A 15,264-nucleotide genomic window follows, 5' to 3' on the forward strand; every position below is an offset into this window, starting at 1 on the left:
GTACCGCACTCCGTGTACGGGAAATGGCACGCCGCTTGCACAGTATGGGGCAAAGCGAACGGGACGGATGTTGCGTAATGACCAAGATCAAGACTTTCGACGGTAGCGTTTTCGATATCGCCGACGACCGGGTGGAATTTGCCTTTACCGGTATTGATGGCTTCGCCAAGCGTGCCTTTGACTATACGACCTCCCTCAGCCTGATCCTGTTTACCCTGCCTTTACTGCTCGCCATTGCCGTTATCATCAAGCTGCAGGACGGCGGACCGATCATGTTCAGCCACAAGCGCTGCGGTCAGGGCGGCCGGCTTTTTCCGTGCCTTAAGTTCCGCACCATGCGGACCAATGCCGACAAGGCGCTGGAAGAATTGCTCGCCCGCGACCCGGCTGCCCGGGAAGAATGGCACCGCACCCGCAAGCTGAAGAACGATCCGCGCATCACGCCGATTGGCCGCTTCCTGCGCAAGTCGAGCCTCGATGAACTGCCGCAGCTGTTCAACATCCTGCGCGGCGACATGTCGCTGATCGGCCCGCGCCCGGTAACGACGCAGGAACTCGACCGCTACGGTGCTCTTCTCGCCTATTATTACGCCGCGCGCCCGGGTATCACCGGCATGTGGCAGGTCAATGGCCGCAACCGCCTGACCTATGAAGAACGCGTCATCTATGATGCGGAATATGTCCGCGACTGGACCTTCGCCCGTGATGTGAAAATCCTGGTAAAGACGGTTCCGGCGGTACTCAGCTTCGATGGTGCCTGCTAGGCTCAGGAAGTCTGTTTACCGGCGTCGGCGTATAGAGCTTCTTCGCGGACCTTGAACAGGGTCGAGACGACACCGGCATGGAACGTGCCGCGCAGCGCCCAGAAATTTCTCTTTTCTTCCGACCAGAAGCAAAGTCCTGCAACGGCATAACACAAGACGGTCTTGACCGCCGACCCGGCGATCATGGCCCGCCTGCCGCCATCCTCGCGGGCGTGATAGCCATAGCTCTGGCCAGCTCTGAACTTGCGTTTCGACAACCATTCATAGCTAAGCCGTGACGGCTCGACGGGCTCGAACACCATCGCTGCCGGGGCGATACCCATGGACGCGCCGGCGCGCCAGGCACGGAAAAAATAGTCCGTATCTTCCCCGCCGGAAAGGCCCTTGGCGATATCGAACTTTAGGCTTTCAAAGGCAGGCGCACCCCGCCTGATCAGCGCATTGCTGGTGTGCCCGGTCTCGACGACGCCGTCACGGGCGAGCGGAATATTCGAATGATAGTCCCGCGCCACGATCCATGCAGGGTCTTCAGGCTTGTAGCGGGCGATGGACGGGCCGAAGACCGCATCGAAGGGCCCATGCCGGGCCACTCGCAGCAACTGCCCGAGCCAGTCCGGCGCGGCCGTCTCGTCATCATCAATGAAAGCGACAAAATCGCCTGTCGCAGCCTCGAGGCAGGCATTGCGCGCGACGGAGATATTCCGCGCCGGGGCGTGGACATAGATGATCGGCGTCTCGATCCGTGCGGATAGGGCGATGGCGAGCGGCTCTGCGCTCGGCTTCTCGTCATTGTCGGCGATGATGATACGCAGGCTGACTTCAGGGTCGATTTCCTGTGCCGCAACAGAGAGAACCGTTTTTTCAAGGCTGGGCCGCCGGAAGGTAGGGATACAGATATCGATGGCGGTCATGATGCGGCCTTCACCTCACTTGCAGAGAGCGCAGCGTCAAGCATCCGGTCCATCATGTCCACCGGCTCGACAAAAATATCATCTGGCAGGGCCAACACCGTGCGCTTGGCCTCGGCCAGTGCTGCACGATCATTGTCCAGCCTTTCCAAAAGGGCGGGCACGGACATTTCCACAGGGTCATCAACGGCAAAGCCGGTGCAATGCCGCGCCAGCCAGCGGGCGGTTTCCGTCCCCTCCGGCGCAATGGCGGGCACACCGAAATAGCCGCCTTCATAGACACGGTTTGGCAACAGCGCCTTTGAATTGAAATCGGCCTGATAGAAATCACCGGCCCAGACGAGGTCGACGCTGCCATAGAGGCCGGGCAGATCATCCGGCCCGCGATAGGCACCGGTGAAACGGATATTGCCGATCCCTTCCAGCGCCTTTTCGAACCCGTCGATGACAGGCTTGCCCGCAATATGGATTTTCACCTGCGGCATGTCCCGCGCGATCTTCACCATCATGGCAAGGGACCGGCGGCAGCGCAGCACGCCGAACCAGCCCAGTATCAAGCGTTCACCACCGCCCGGCAAACCTTCAGGACGCGGCGGCAGACTGCCCGCGGCGATGCGATTTTCCAGCAAAAACGGCGTATACGCACCGCCATGGTGCCGGGCGAAATAATCGCGCTCGAAGGCAGGTGAAGAAATGACCAGCAGGCTCGACTGGCGCAGCAGCGAGCGTTCCATCCTCCGCAGCATTGGCGCCGCCGGCCCGGACGCGGTCAGCATGTGATGCACATCGAGACACTCATAGACCAGCGGTGCCTGCGCCCCGGCACGCCGCGTGGCGAGGCTGGCGCAGATCATCATGTCGAGATTGCGGGCGATGATCACATCCGCATCACGCAGCACCTGACCATGGCTGGCAGCAATCTCAGCCCCCTTCCAGATCGAGCGCAGGCGCTGCACATAGGCCGCATCATGGGTGCGCCCGAGATCGACATTTTCCCATGGCACGTCATTGACGTCGCCTCGGCGCATCATCAGCCCTGTGACCTCATGGCCGGCCGCCGTCAGCGAGCGCACCCGCCGGGTAATCGCGGCATCGTAAGTATCATGGCCGAAATAGGCGATCCGCATGTCAGAGGTCTCCGTTGCGATAGGCATGGAAAACCTGGCGCAGGAAGCCGAGCCCCCATGCGGTGTGCATCACGCCCAGAACCGGCCCGCACCACAGGCCGCAGAGAGATTTCTTGAGAACCGGCATGACAAGCGATGTCCCGGTAAGCAGCGTCAGATAGGCTGACGGCCAGACGAGGCCGAGCCATGTAAACGGCAGGATCAGCACGGACAGCGCTAGCAGGATAATATTCAAGACCGGGATCATCTGGCGCAAGCGCGGTCGTTCCCTGTTCTTCAAGACATTACGGGCGCGGCCCCGGCCATAGCCGGAATATTGCCGCCACAGACCGACGATGGTATCGCGCGGGAAATACCGGATACGGATTGTCGCGTCGAGCCAGATCGTGCCGCCACTTTTGCGCAGGCGGGCATCAAACTCGGCGTCTTCGTTATGGCTGAAACTCTCGTCATAGCCGCCGAGCGACAGGAACCGGTCCAGCCGCATGGCGGCGTGGTGGCCATGGTCAACATAGCCTGACTGGGTACCGCCGCGATGGGCCGACCCGCCGGAGCCGAGCGGCGTATCCACGATCCACGCATTGGCCGCCTGGAAACAACCCTGCCCCACCGCATCCATCGGCACGACCAGGCTGTCCGAACCCCTTTTCTCCATCGCCTCCGCGACGGTGATGACGTAGCCTTGCGGATAGTCAGCATGGGCATCGCAGCGCACGAGGATGTCGCGGCCCTCCCCGGCGGTGCGAGCAACGGCATTCACACCGGCAGACTGCAACCGGCCCGGATTGTCGATCAGGCTGATATTGGGAAACTCTTCTGCCAGCCTCTTCACGATCTCCTGCGTCCCGTCGGTGCTGCCGCCATCTGCGACGACCAGCGCAACATTTGCCAGCGCGTCCTCGCCTTCCAGCAGGGATCGCAGGCACGCCTCGATCGCCCGCGCCTCGTTCAGCACGGGCACGGCAACGACGATGCGGCGGGCGAGCGCCGCGCGCGGCTTTTCATCGGTCAGTATCGCGGATCCATCCATGGCGGGAAATCTAGCAGCACTGTCTTGCCGCCACGTTAAACCGGCAAAAGAGCAAAAGCGGTAAACCATCCCTTAACGCGGGCTTGGCACACTGTGATCTGACCTTTCGCAAAGACGAGCTGCATGCCCTTGCCGACCACGCCCAATACGATCCGCAACATGGCCCTGATGCCGGGGCAGCGGCTTCTGTCCTCCCGTCTTCAGGCCGGGCGTGGGTCGATGATCGACGAGGCGCTTGCCATCGCTATCTTTCTCGCCATCCCGGTTGAATTCACAGAGCTTGCCTTCCTGCGCTTGCCGCTACTGGCGCTGGTCCTTGGCCTTGCCGTTCTCGCCTGGCGCGACCTCGTGCCTGTCCTGCGCCGCGGCTGGGTGTTCTTTCTCATCCCGGCGTTCTGCCTCATCTCGGTATTGTGGAGCGCGTTTACCTTCGAGACGATCCGCTTTTCGATCTTCACCGCCCTCGCCCTCGTTACCGCCGCGCTGATGGCGGTGCGTCTCGACCATCGCCAGATCGTCGTGGCACTGATGCTGGCGAAGCTGCTGATCGCCATCGCCAGCCTCCTCTTCATGGAACAGACCTATGTCGGTGGCCTGAATGGCGGCTGGGCGATTCTCGGGCTTTATCCGCACAAGAACGTTCTCGGCGGGCACATGGTGGCGATGATGATCGCCGCCGTCGTCATCCTGCTCGATCACCGCTATGAGAAAATCTGGCGGCTTGCCGCCCTGCCGACGCTCGGTCTCGGGGCTTTCTTCGTGTTCAACGCCCAGTCGGCGACAGCCATCGTGCTGATGGCACTTGGCTGCGCAGGCGCTGCGACAATCGGGGGTGTCTGGCGCCCGGCTGCTGCCGTGCGCGGCCTGCGCACCATGTTTGTTGCCGGTGGCATCTTCGTTGCTGCCGCAGGCGTGCTCGCCCTGTCGACTTTCAGCCAGGTCGATCCGTGGACATACGCGCTGGAAAAGCTGGGCAAGGATTCATCGCTGACCGGCCGCACCGCGATCTGGGACCGGGCGGAGGTCATCATAGATGAGCATCCTGTCCTAGGTGTCGGCGCAGACGCCTTCTGGCGACCGGGTGTCGGCCAGGCCCGCCAGATCGTCGGCATGTTCGGCGACAGCCCGGACAACCACTTCAACTTCCACAATGTCTATTATGAAGTCACGGTGCACACCGGCTATGTCGGGCTGACGCTGTACCTCACCGTGATGGCCATCGCCCTCTACACGCTGGTCATCCACTGGTGGCGCAATCAGCGGGCCGTCGACGGGTTCTTCATCGCCATGCTGGCGGTGATCCTCGCCCGGTCGCAGACGGAGTCGGAGATGTTCCTGTTCCTGTCGCTGTCCATGGTCACATTATGGACAGGCGTGTTCCTCGCCATCCGCGACCAGGTCGAACGCGGCGGCAAAGCCGTTTGACGGCTACCAACTTAATCAGTCGTGATAGTATTTCTGGTGGGTGGCGTAATAGCCATAGCTGCCATCATAGCCATAGGCGCCCTGCGCCTTGGTATCGACCTGCGTCAGGATCGCCCCCAGCAGTGGGGTCTTCAGCTTGGTCAGCACCTTCATCGCGGCTTTCGATGCGCGCACCGGCGTCTTGCGCCAGCGCACGACCAGCATGGCAATGTCCGCGGTATCGATCACCGTGCGCGTGTCGGCAACGGCGTTGACCGGTGCGGTATCGAGGATGATCAGGTCATATTTGGTCTTCAGCATGTTGATCATCGAGCGGAAGGCATTGGTGTTGAACACGTCTTCCTTTCCGGGCTCCTCGCCGGAAACAGGCAGGACATGCATGTTGACGCGCGGGTCCTTCTGGATCGCGTCGCGCAGTTTCGCCTTGCCGGTCAGCACTTCCATCAGGCCGGCATCGGTCTCGCTGACATTACCGGACAGTATATGACGGCGTACGTCGCAATCGATGACCAGCACCTTGTCGCCCGAAATCGCGCAGATGCGGCCAAGGCACATGGCAGACACCGTCTTGCCCTCGCCCGACACGGCGGATGACAGCGCAACGACGCGCGGACGGCCATAATCGCGGTTGATCAGGATGTTGGAGCGGATCGTGCGATAAGCCTCGGCAAAGGCGGACATGGGCCGCTCGACAAGATAGTCTTCGGGCTTCATCCCCGCGGCCTTGGCAGCAAAGATACCACTGCTGATCGACGGGACCGTGGTGATCATCTGGGTACCGAGAACCCGCTCGATATCCTCACCCGTGCGGATGCCATTGTCGAACACCTCGGCTAGCACGATGAGGAACAGGCCGAAGGCGCCGCCCATCACGAGACCCAGCATCATGTTCAGCGATTTGTTGGGATAGGCCGGTGCACGCGGGATCGTGGCGAGAGAGGCGATCGAGGCATCGGCCTCGGTCAGGGCTTCCTGCTCGCTGACCTGCTTGGTGCGCGAGAGGATCTGTTCGTAGAATTCGCGTGTCGCCTCGGCTTCGCGCTCCAGTTCGCGCAACTCGACGAGCGCCTTGTTGTTGGTCGCCAGTTCGCCGCGCATGCCGGACAGGGAGCCTTCCAGCGCCGCGACGCGCTGGCGGGCGATCTCGACCTCGTTCTGGATCGACGCGACGATGCGGGTGATTTCCTGATCGATCTGGCTCTGCAGGTCGGCTTCCTCGCGCTCGATCTTCTGCATTTCCGGCCATTCCGGGCCGTAGCGGGTGGCGAGTTCCGACTTGCGGCGCGACAGGCTCGCCATCTCCGCGCGCAACTGGCTGATGACTTGCGAGCCCAGCACCTCCGTGATCGTATCGGCACCGCGGCCATTGTCGATCTCGTTGCGAACGGCGTTGAGCCTTGCGCGGGCTTCGGCAAGATCAGCCCGCTGATCGATCAGCTGGGCGTTGAGATCGGAAATCTGCTGCTCTGTCAGGCTGGCACCTTCGGATTCGAACAGGCCGTTCTCCTCACGATACGCCTCCACTTTCGCCTCGGCGGCGCGCACTTCGTCCTGATACTGGGCACGTTTCTCGTTCAGCGTATCGCGGTTGCGCTGGATGAAATCGAACTTTGCTTCGAGCTGGTGGACAAGATACTGGTCGGCAAAGGCATTGGCGATTTCAGCGGCCTTGGCCGGATCGGTACTGACATAGCCGATATCGATCATGTAGGTCAGGCCGGAGCGCGACGCCGATAGCTTGCCCATGACGGCGTTGACCGTGCCTTCGCGTTCAAGACGCTCTGCGATCACCGGATCGACGGCTTCCTTCTCGACCTGTCCCGGCATCAGCCCCTTGATGAAGGCCTTGATGCCACCGCTTGACTGGCCAGCCTCGGCACCTGCAGCAGGGTTGAATTCAGGATCGTTATAGAGCTCCAGCTTTTCCGTCACGCGCTCGGCGATAGCGCGCGACTTGATCAGCTGCACTTCGGTATCGACCGAGGCGGAATCCGCCGGCAGGCCGGAAATCATCGCCGAATAATCCAGCACCTGTTTCTGGCGCGGATCGATGACGACCGTCGCATGAGCAGCATATTTCGGGGTGATCTGCCAGGTGAAGATCATGACGAGGGCAAGAACCGTAATCGCCCCGCCCAGGAACAGGCCGAGGCGGCGGCGGAAGATCGCCCATAAGAGCGGCAGGTCGATCAGCGCGTTGTCCGATGGCTGCTGGAAATTTTGCTGGTAGGCCGGATACGGAGCATATGCCGGCTGCTGTGGTGGCGCGTCCTGCCGTGTGGATTGCCAGCTCTGCGGTTGCTCGTTGCGGCCAGTATCCTGTCTGGCAGTGTCCTGGGGAATATCGCGGCGGATACGGCCCGGTGCTGTTTCACCGTCGAAATCGACACCGCCTGTGCGGGCTTCCTGAAAATCGTGAACGACGCGACGAGAATCCATGTCTTTTCCTGTTTCCGTACGCGGGGCGTTCCATGCCCCACCGGGGGAGGTGTATGCCGGCGGGCGCGATCGGGCGTCCCGCCGGTGCTGTTTCAGTCCACCGACCGGCAGCCCTTAGCGCTGGGCCGTCAGGGTCAGGAGGATTTCGTTGGTTTCGTAGTCACGCAGGAAGAAGGACGGTGCCGCGGCGGCATTGTCGACTTCCTGTTGCTCGTAGGTGTATTCCAGCTTGGTACTGAGATAGCGATTGATCAGGTACTGACCGGCGAGGTTGATGCCATAGCGCTCCTCGGTACGGTCGATATCCTGATAGTCGCTCTCGCCATAGCCTGCCGTCGCCGACAGGATGATGTTTCGGCGCAACTCGTAATCGAGGCCTGCAGTGATGTCGCTGGCTATATAGCCACCGGTTTCCTGAAGGGCCGAGGCGCGAACGGCGCGCGAAGCCTGCAGGCGGGCGGTCAGGGTTTCGGTCGGGAACCACTCGACCGCGCCATCGATACTCAGGCCGTCAATCGTCTCCAGCGCTGCATCGTCAAACTCTTCCTGCAGATAGCCGACGGCGACAGAGCCACGGGCAAGGCGGGTGATGTCGAAATCGACACCGGCAGAGATGGTGTAACCTTGCGAGTCACGGTTAAGGCCGGCTGGCGTCAGGGTGTCGTAACTACGCTCCGTATACGTACCGCGCAGGAAGACCGAAGAGTCGCGGGTCACGGCATAGCCAGCCTGCAGGAGAACCGATGTCTCCTCACGGTCACGGAAATCCTGGTCGAGTTCGGCACCGGTGACGAAGTCCTCGGCGTCCTTGAAATCGAAATTGCGATAATTCAGGCGGCCGCGATAGCGGATGCGGCCAAGCTCGTGCTCGATCCCGCCATAGACGGACGAGCGCTCATACTCGACCGGGTCGACGGACAGGAAGGCAGTGTTGGTCGCCTTGCGGCCTTCATGGAGCAGGTCATAGCTGCCGCCGGCAACGAGGGCCATCTGGCGACGAACGTCAAGGCGGCCATCGGCGAAGACGCCGTAATTGACGACATTGTTCTCGTCGAACCTGTCATGCTTCCAGGCTTCGACATAGGTACCACCTGACAACGAGTGGCGGTTCCAGTCACTGGCGACGCGCGCGCTCGGGCGCAGGATGAAATAGTAATCGTCGCGATCGCCGAATTCCGGGCTGACATCCTCGCTGACGGCGAAGACGTTGTCGGAGTAACCGGCCATCAGGTCGACCTTAGGCTTGATGATGAAGCTGCCGGCACGGATGCCCGGCGCGTCATATTCAGGCCGTTCGCGTTGCAGGACGCTGACATTGCGGTCGCGGGTGAACAGGGACTCGGCCATCGCGCTATCAGTCGCCACCATGGCACCAAGAACGACAAGGCCGGTCAGTAAATGTTTCGCACTGGACATACTCTTTACCCCTCCGGGTCATTTTGCAGGCAATCCGTCCGGCCATCCTTGGCCATTTTGGCACAATCCGGATCATCGATACCGGTAGACGTGCAAACGGGATGCCTGATGACATCTATTAGGCGAAATCACTCTAGTCGCTGAGGATATAACGATCTGTTAATCACGAAAGAATTCATGAAATCAGATCGTTACAATGCACTGTATGGTTTCGGTGGCCGTTTTGCCGTCAGGATCAGAAGATACGCTCGCCGATCCTGATCGTATCGCCCGGATTGACCTGGGTGGTCGAGCTCAGCGGATAGCGCTGTTCCTCACCTTCGCCGGCGCGGCGGATATAGACGTTGCGCTGGTTGGCGCGATAGGTGAAGCCCTCTGCCGTGGCGACGGCGTTCAGCACCGTCAGCCCGGAAATATATGGATAGGTCCCCGGGCGGTTGACCTCGCCGAGGATATAGTAAGGGCGGAAATCCAGCACTTCGGCACTGACGCGCGGGTCGCGCAGATAGGCGCCACGAAGCGAATCCTCCACGGCTACCTCGAACTGGCGCACGGTCTGTCCAGCGGCACGTATTTCGCCGACCAGCGGCATGGAGACGAGACCGGAGCCATCGACCTGGAATTCGCCGGAAAGCCCCTCTTCTTCGAAAACGATGACACGCAGCTTGTCGCCGGAGCCGAGCCTGTAATCGTCAAGCGAGCCATGGTCCGATGCGCCGATGTCCTGTGCTGCTACTGCTGGCTGTGCCGTGGCAGGGCCTTGTGCGGGCGGAACCGGTGAAGACTGGCAGGCGGCAAGCATGAACATGGCGATGAAGACGGAAATCAGGGCTCGCATGGATCATTCTCCTTTATTCAGGACAGGTTAAGCCGGACACGCTAAACAAAGGCTTAAATGGTTACCGGCTAAGGTCTCGCTGTCTGGTCATCCAGCCACGCAAGAAGCCTGCCAGCGCCATAATGATGCCATCGGGGATCGCGAGGGTGCCGGCTCCCGCCTGAAGCAGTCCAACAACAAGATAAAAGCCAAAAAGTAGAATGCGCCCATGCCCATCCTTCAGCTGATCATCCTCGCCATCATCCAGGGCCTGACGGAATTCATCCCTGTCTCCTCCTCGGCCCATCTCGTCCTGGCACATTACCTCGTGCCCGGCTGGCAGGACCAGGGGCCGCTGATCGACATCGCGGCCCATGTCGGCACACTCGGCGCGGTGATGATCTATTTCCGCAAGGAGACCGGCCAGCTGGTGACCGGTGGCATAGACACGCTGCGCTTTCGCGACAGCCAGGAGCGTACGCTGTTCCTGCTGCTGGCGCTCGCCACGATCCCCCTCGTCATCGCTGGCGGTCTGTTGTTCGTGCTGGATGCGACATGGCTGCTGCGCGACCCGCTGATTATCGGCATGGCCTTTATCGGTTTCGGCATCCTGTTGTGGATTGCGGACAGGCCCAAGCCGGAACCCGCCGACAACACGCTGTCGATCCGCAAGGTGGTGCTGATTGGCCTTGCCCAAGCACTCGCCGTCATTCCCGGCGCCAGCCGGTCCGGCGTGACCATCACCGCTGCCCGTTTCCTCGGCATGTCACGTCCTGAAGCTGCCCGCTTCTCCATGCTCCTGTCGATACCGGCGATCCTGATTTCCGGCGCAGTCGTTTTTCTCGACATTCTCGGTGGCGAGGCGACAGCCACCGCGACGGATGCCGTCATCGTGGTCATCCTGTCCTTCCTTGCCGGATATGCGGCGATCTACCTGTTCATGAAGATGACAGAGCGGATGAGCTTTACGCCTTTCGTCATCTATAGGCTGATAGTCGGGGCGATTCTCATTGCGGTTGCACTGATCTAGAACAGCACACTTGCAATGTTATATAGTTACACTATATTGACCATATAGACGTTGCGTCCGCCTCCAGGCATCACAGTGATCCTGACCAGCCTTTACGGTTTGCTAGAAATTCTCTGGTACAGTCTCTGCAACAGTCGTTGGGCCTTTACAAGAAGTCAGTCACTGAACTGTGAGGAGCGCACTCGCATCGTTGCGGCGTTCCCGACTGTTTATGTCGTATGCGCCGGGGTGAAAGGAGCTTGTGAGATGAGAACCGATAAGAACACCGATGATATGCGTGACATGAGCCATCAGGCCTTTGCCGAGTTCGGCTCCAGCAACCTTGTCTACGTCAAGCCGGTCATTGCCCGCGACGTCATGGATGACCTGTCCGACGAGGAAGATCAGCAGATCACCGCCCAGATTACCGACGAGACCGTGCTTTATGCCCTGCACGCGGCGGATGGCGTGCGCCTCGCCCTTGCCGGTGACCGTGATCTGGCTTTCGCTGCGGCCCGCCAGAACGAGATGACACCGGTCAGTGTACACTGACCGGCAATAGCTACTCGACAAATCAGAAGAGTTCCAGGAAACCCCGCGTCATGCAGCGCGGGGTTTTTCCTGTTCGATAACGATCGCAAACAGCGCATCGTCGGACGAGGCGCCGCGCATGGCGGCACGAACTTCGTCGCTGCGCATCAGGCGCGCGACCTTGGACAGGCTTTTCAGGTGCATGGCGTTGGCGCTTTCCGGTGCCAGCAGCATGAACAGGAGGTCGACAGGCTGGTCATCAACCGCATCGAAATCGACAGGCTTGGCCAGCCTGGCGACAATGCCGACCATGTCCTCGAGATCGGCGAATTTGCCATGAGGAATCGCGACGCCACCGCCGACACCGGTCGAGCCCAGCTTTTCGCGGGCGATCAGTGTGTCGAGGATGGTTTCAGCGGAAATGCCTGTCAGCTTGCTGGCTTTCTGGGCCAGCAGCGTCAGTGCCTCGCGTTTGCAGTTGGCATGAAGATCGACCATGACATGGTCAGGCGCCAGCATACACTTGATTTCACTCATTCTTACTCAAACCTCCAAGCAGGGTAGATCCACTGCCTGATGCGTTATCCTGCCTTCGATGCCAGAACTGTGCCGATGGAAAAAAAATTCCAGCGGCACGTTGGCTCAAATCATTTTGTATTGCTCACTATCGGCATGAGGGTGGGGCGTTTACGCCTCATCCCTGCCTGTGTCAATCCACCCGATATTGCTGTCCGCGCGGCGATACACCACGCTGATACGACCGTTGGCGGCATTCTTGAACACAATGACCGGCTGGTCGGCCAGATCGAGCTGCAAGACCGCCGTACCGACAGTCATTGTGCGCAGTTTGGTGGTGCTTTCGGCGATAATGACCGGGTGCGGGTCTTCGCCGTTCAGGCCATTATCCTCTTCCTCATCTGCCTCGAGCGGCTGCAGGATATAGGAAGGGGTCGATTCCGCCGGCAACGGGTCCTTGCCATTGGCATGATGGTCCTTCAGGCGGCGCTTGTAGCGGCGAACGCGTTTTTCCAGCTTCTCCAGCGCGTCGTCAAAGGCACCATAAGCGTCGTGGGCATCGCCCTGGGCGTTCAGAAACACGCCGGAGGCCAGGTGAGCCGTCGTCTCGCAGCGGATCGACGAGCCGTCGCGCGCGAAGGTGACCTGCGCCTCTGCCGGACGCTCGAAATATTTATGCACACCGCTGGATATCCGGTCCTGTACATGGGTCTGCAACGCTTCGCCGAGTTCAATGCCCTTGCCGGTGATCTGTACGTCCATGGGAGTGCTCCTTCTGTTTATAAGTATAATATATTTCAAGGACCTGCCATCGCAAAACATTCGAGGCAGTCGCGTAGTTCACCCTGTATATATAGGAACCTAGATCGCCTGTTTCTTGATTCGGCGGCGCTGAACTGATGACGGGATGTGCATCGCCTCGCGATATTTTGCCACGGTACGGCGGGCAATATCGATGTTTTCGATCTTCAGCAGCTCCACGATGCGGTCATCGGACAGGATCGCGTCCGGCTCCTCGGCATCGATCAGCTCCTTGATGCGATAGCGTACGGCCTCGGCAGAGTATGTCACCTCGCCTGTCGCCGCCGCGATCGAGGCCGTGAAGAAATATTTCAGCTCGAATATGCCGCGGGGCGTCTCGATATACTTGTTTGCCGTGACACGGGACACGGTCGATTCATGCATCGAGATTGCCTCGGCCACCGCCTTCAGGTTGAGCGGTCTCAGATACCGCACCCCCTGCACGAGGAAAGCATCCTGCTTGCGGATAATTTCGGAGGAGACCTTGAGGATCGTCCGGGCACGCTGGTCGAGACTTTTTACCAGCCAGTTGGCACTCGCCATCTGTTCGGACAGATAGGTCTTGTCGTTTTCCTGCAGCTTCCGGTCCGTGCTCAACCTGGCAAAATACTGCCGGTTAGCGAGGACCTTCGGCAAGGTCTCCGTGTTCAGTTCAACCCGCCAGCCGCCATCATCGCCCTCGGTGACGATCACGTCAGGAATGACCACCTGCATTTCGTCGCGGCCAAAGGCGTAGCCTGGCTTCGGTGTCAGCGAGCGGACTTCGGTAATCAGCTGGTTGATGCGCGGCTCACCCAGACCGGTCGCCCGGTGCAAGCCGATGCGGTCAGCAGCGCCCAGCAGGTGCAGGTTCTCCAGGAACCTTGCCATCTCGCCATCGAACCGGCCGCGGTCGATCAACTGCAATTTCAGGCATTCCTGCAAGTTGCGGGCACCAACACCGGCAGGCTCGAAGCCCTGAATATAGGTCAGCACCCGGCGCACATCCTGATGGGAGATGCCAAGCCGATCCGCCACTTCCTGGATATCGGCACGCAGATAGCCGCCTTCGTCGATCATGTCGATCAGATGCGCTCCGATCAACCGCTCTACTTCATCACGCGTCGCCAGCATCAGCTGGTCGGTCAGGTGATCATGCAGGCTCTTTTCACGGGAGATGTTTGCGGCGCTGTCGAGATCGGAGAAATCGCCAGTCTGGCGCTGGCCGGCGCTGGACCAGTCGGTCAGGCTTGAATCGGCACGCTGGGTTTCCAGCTTTTCGGCGCGGGAGGCATCCGGGTCGACACTGTCATAGTCGCTGTCAATGGACTGGTCGGCCTGGCTGGAATGGCCGTTATCGAAGGAAAGCTCGCTATCGGCGGACTTGCCGTCGCCCTCGTCACGAGTGACAGAGCCATCGCCGCGTTCGGGCTTGCTGGCCCGCTCATCGCGTTCGAGGAACGGATTCTCAAGCAGCTGGGTCTCGACGAACTCCTGCAGCTCCAGATTGGTCAGTTGCAACAGCTTGATCGCCTGCTGCAGCTGGGGTGTCATCACCAGCTGCTGGCCCTGCCGCATCTCCAGTTTGGGTGAAAGCGCCACGTGTCCCCGTTATTCCATCCATGCAAGGCCGCGATTGGCCCGACTTCAGGAGACACTCTACATGGCGAAGGTTTCTCCAAGATAAACGCGGCGCACATCTTCATTGACGATAATTTCGTCAGGCGTGCCCTCGGCCAGCACCTCACCCTGGTGGATGATATAGGCGCGGTCGATGATCTCCAGCGTCTCGCGGACATTGTGGTCAGTGATCAGCACGCCGATGCCGCGATTCTTCAGCTCGGCCACCAGTTCGCGGATATCGGCGATGGCGAGCGGGTCGATACCGGCGAACGGCTCGTCGAGCAGCATGAATTCAGGGCCTGTCGCCAGGGCGCGGGCAATTTCCAGACGCCGCCGCTCACCCCCGGACAGCGCCAGGGCAGGAGACTTGCGCAGATGCTCGATCTTGAATTCCTGAAGCAGGCGCGTGATCAGCTGGTCGCGCTCCTTGCCGTCCTTGAAGACCAGCTCGACGACGGCGCGCAGGTTCTGCTCAACCGTCATGCCGCGAAAGATCGACGCTTCCTGAGGCAGATACCCGATGCCGAGCCGGGCCCGCTGATACATGGGCAGCTTGGTGACATCGAAGCCGTCGATATAGATCTTGCCGCGATCGACCGGCGCAAGGCCGGTCATCATGTAGAAACAGGTGGTCTTGCCGGCACCGTTCGGGCCGAGCAGGCCAACGACTTCGCCGCGCTGGACGGTCAGGTTGACCCCATGGACGACGGCACGGCGGCGATAGGATTTCTGCAGGTTCGTTGCAACCAGGCCCTTTTCGGTCCCGGTTTCGGTCTCGCTCGCTGTTTCGGTATCGCTCATGGCACCATCCGGCATTGTGCAGTCAACCTGTCTTATTATTATGGGGTGATGCGGTGATAAGGCAGTCAGCCCTCAGTT

14 protein-coding genes are annotated in these 15,264 nt (G+C 60.4%); 4 read left to right on the plus strand and 10 right to left on the minus strand.

All coding sequences use genetic code 11. From position 1 onward, the window contains the following. Nucleotides 1-77: 77 nt before the first annotated feature. Nucleotides 78-764 carry a sugar transferase gene (locus tag FF098_RS16320; RefSeq protein ID WP_155142556.1) on the plus strand — a complete coding sequence of 229 codons (687 nt, stop codon included), beginning with the start codon at nucleotides 78-80 and terminating at the stop codon, nucleotides 762-764. Between the two features lie 2 nt (nucleotides 765-766). Here the strand turns inward: FF098_RS16320 and FF098_RS16325 are convergent, their stop codons facing one another. From FF098_RS16325 to FF098_RS16335, 3 genes are read right to left on the minus strand one after another with little or no spacing between them, the layout of a single operon-like run. Further along, on the minus strand, nucleotides 767-1,675 hold the full coding sequence (locus tag FF098_RS16325; RefSeq protein WP_155142558.1) for a glycosyltransferase family 2 protein: 909 nt from the start codon (nucleotides 1,673-1,675) through the stop codon (nucleotides 767-769). Continuing rightward, nucleotides 1,672-2,826, minus strand: a complete 1,155-nt coding sequence (locus FF098_RS16330; protein ID WP_155142560.1) for a glycosyltransferase — start codon at nucleotides 2,824-2,826, stop codon at nucleotides 1,672-1,674. Before FF098_RS16330 ends, FF098_RS16325 begins: the two co-directional genes overlap by 4 nt. Beyond that, nucleotides 2,801-3,829, minus strand: coding sequence for a glycosyltransferase family 2 protein (locus FF098_RS16335; protein ID WP_155142562.1), 1,029 nt, complete (start codon nucleotides 3,827-3,829; stop codon nucleotides 2,801-2,803). Before FF098_RS16335 ends, FF098_RS16330 begins: the two co-directional genes overlap by 26 nt. A gap of 123 nt (nucleotides 3,830-3,952) precedes the next feature. On the opposite strand from FF098_RS16335, the gene FF098_RS16340 reads away from it, so the two are divergent. After that, entirely contained in the window at nucleotides 3,953-5,254 is a 1,302-nt protein-coding gene (locus FF098_RS16340) for an O-antigen ligase family protein (protein ID WP_155142564.1), read from the plus strand. Between the two features lie 15 nt (nucleotides 5,255-5,269). On the opposite strand, the gene FF098_RS16345 is transcribed toward FF098_RS16340, so the two are convergent. The 3 genes from FF098_RS16345 to FF098_RS16355 all read right to left on the minus strand — a co-directional run bounded on the left by FF098_RS16345 (nucleotide 5,270) and on the right by FF098_RS16355 (nucleotide 9,947). Continuing rightward, nucleotides 5,270-7,693, minus strand: a complete 2,424-nt coding sequence (locus FF098_RS16345) for a GumC family protein (protein WP_155142566.1) — start codon at nucleotides 7,691-7,693, stop codon at nucleotides 5,270-5,272. A gap of 114 nt (nucleotides 7,694-7,807) precedes the next feature. Beyond that, the gene (locus FF098_RS16350) at nucleotides 7,808-9,109 is read right to left on the minus strand and encodes an outer membrane beta-barrel protein (protein ID WP_155142568.1); all 1,302 of its coding nucleotides are present in this window, start codon (nucleotides 9,107-9,109) and stop codon (nucleotides 7,808-7,810) included. Nucleotides 9,110-9,344: 235 nt separating this feature from the next. Then, the gene (locus FF098_RS16355; protein ID WP_155142570.1) at nucleotides 9,345-9,947 is read right to left on the minus strand and encodes a polysaccharide biosynthesis/export family protein; all 603 of its coding nucleotides are present in this window, start codon (nucleotides 9,945-9,947) and stop codon (nucleotides 9,345-9,347) included. A gap of 208 nt (nucleotides 9,948-10,155) precedes the next feature. On the opposite strand from FF098_RS16355, the gene FF098_RS16360 reads away from it, so the two are divergent. Together FF098_RS16360 and FF098_RS16365 are read left to right on the plus strand one after the other, a co-directional pair. Then, on the plus strand, nucleotides 10,156-10,956 hold the full coding sequence (locus FF098_RS16360; protein WP_155142572.1) for an undecaprenyl-diphosphate phosphatase: 801 nt from the start codon (nucleotides 10,156-10,158) through the stop codon (nucleotides 10,954-10,956). A 246-nt stretch (nucleotides 10,957-11,202) separates the two neighbouring features. Beyond that, nucleotides 11,203-11,487 (plus strand): DUF1150 family protein, encoded by a 285-nt coding sequence (locus tag FF098_RS16365; protein ID WP_205967545.1) that lies wholly within the window; start codon nucleotides 11,203-11,205, stop codon nucleotides 11,485-11,487. 48 nt (nucleotides 11,488-11,535) lie between these two features. Here the strand turns inward: FF098_RS16365 and ptsN are convergent, their stop codons facing one another. The 4 genes from ptsN to lptB all read right to left on the minus strand — a co-directional run bounded on the left by ptsN (nucleotide 11,536) and on the right by lptB (nucleotide 15,186). Further along, entirely contained in the window at nucleotides 11,536-12,003 is a 468-nt protein-coding gene (ptsN, locus tag FF098_RS16370) for a PTS IIA-like nitrogen regulatory protein PtsN (RefSeq protein WP_155142574.1), read from the minus strand. Nucleotides 12,004-12,153: 150 nt separating this feature from the next. Continuing rightward, complete coding sequence (hpf, locus tag FF098_RS16375) at nucleotides 12,154-12,744, minus strand: ribosome hibernation-promoting factor, HPF/YfiA family (RefSeq protein WP_155142575.1); 591 nt, start codon at nucleotides 12,742-12,744, stop codon at nucleotides 12,154-12,156. Nucleotides 12,745-12,843: 99 nt separating this feature from the next. Further along, nucleotides 12,844-14,364, minus strand: a complete 1,521-nt coding sequence (rpoN, locus tag FF098_RS16380; RefSeq protein WP_166426597.1) for an RNA polymerase factor sigma-54 — start codon at nucleotides 14,362-14,364, stop codon at nucleotides 12,844-12,846. A gap of 57 nt (nucleotides 14,365-14,421) precedes the next feature. Continuing rightward, complete coding sequence (lptB, locus tag FF098_RS16385; RefSeq protein WP_155142577.1) at nucleotides 14,422-15,186, minus strand: LPS export ABC transporter ATP-binding protein; 765 nt, start codon at nucleotides 15,184-15,186, stop codon at nucleotides 14,422-14,424. Between the last annotated feature and the right edge of the window lie 78 nt (nucleotides 15,187-15,264).

Source organism: Aquisalinus luteolus (assembly GCF_009712425.2).
Classification (GTDB): Bacteria; Pseudomonadota; Alphaproteobacteria; order Caulobacterales; family Parvularculaceae; genus Aquisalinus; species Aquisalinus luteolus.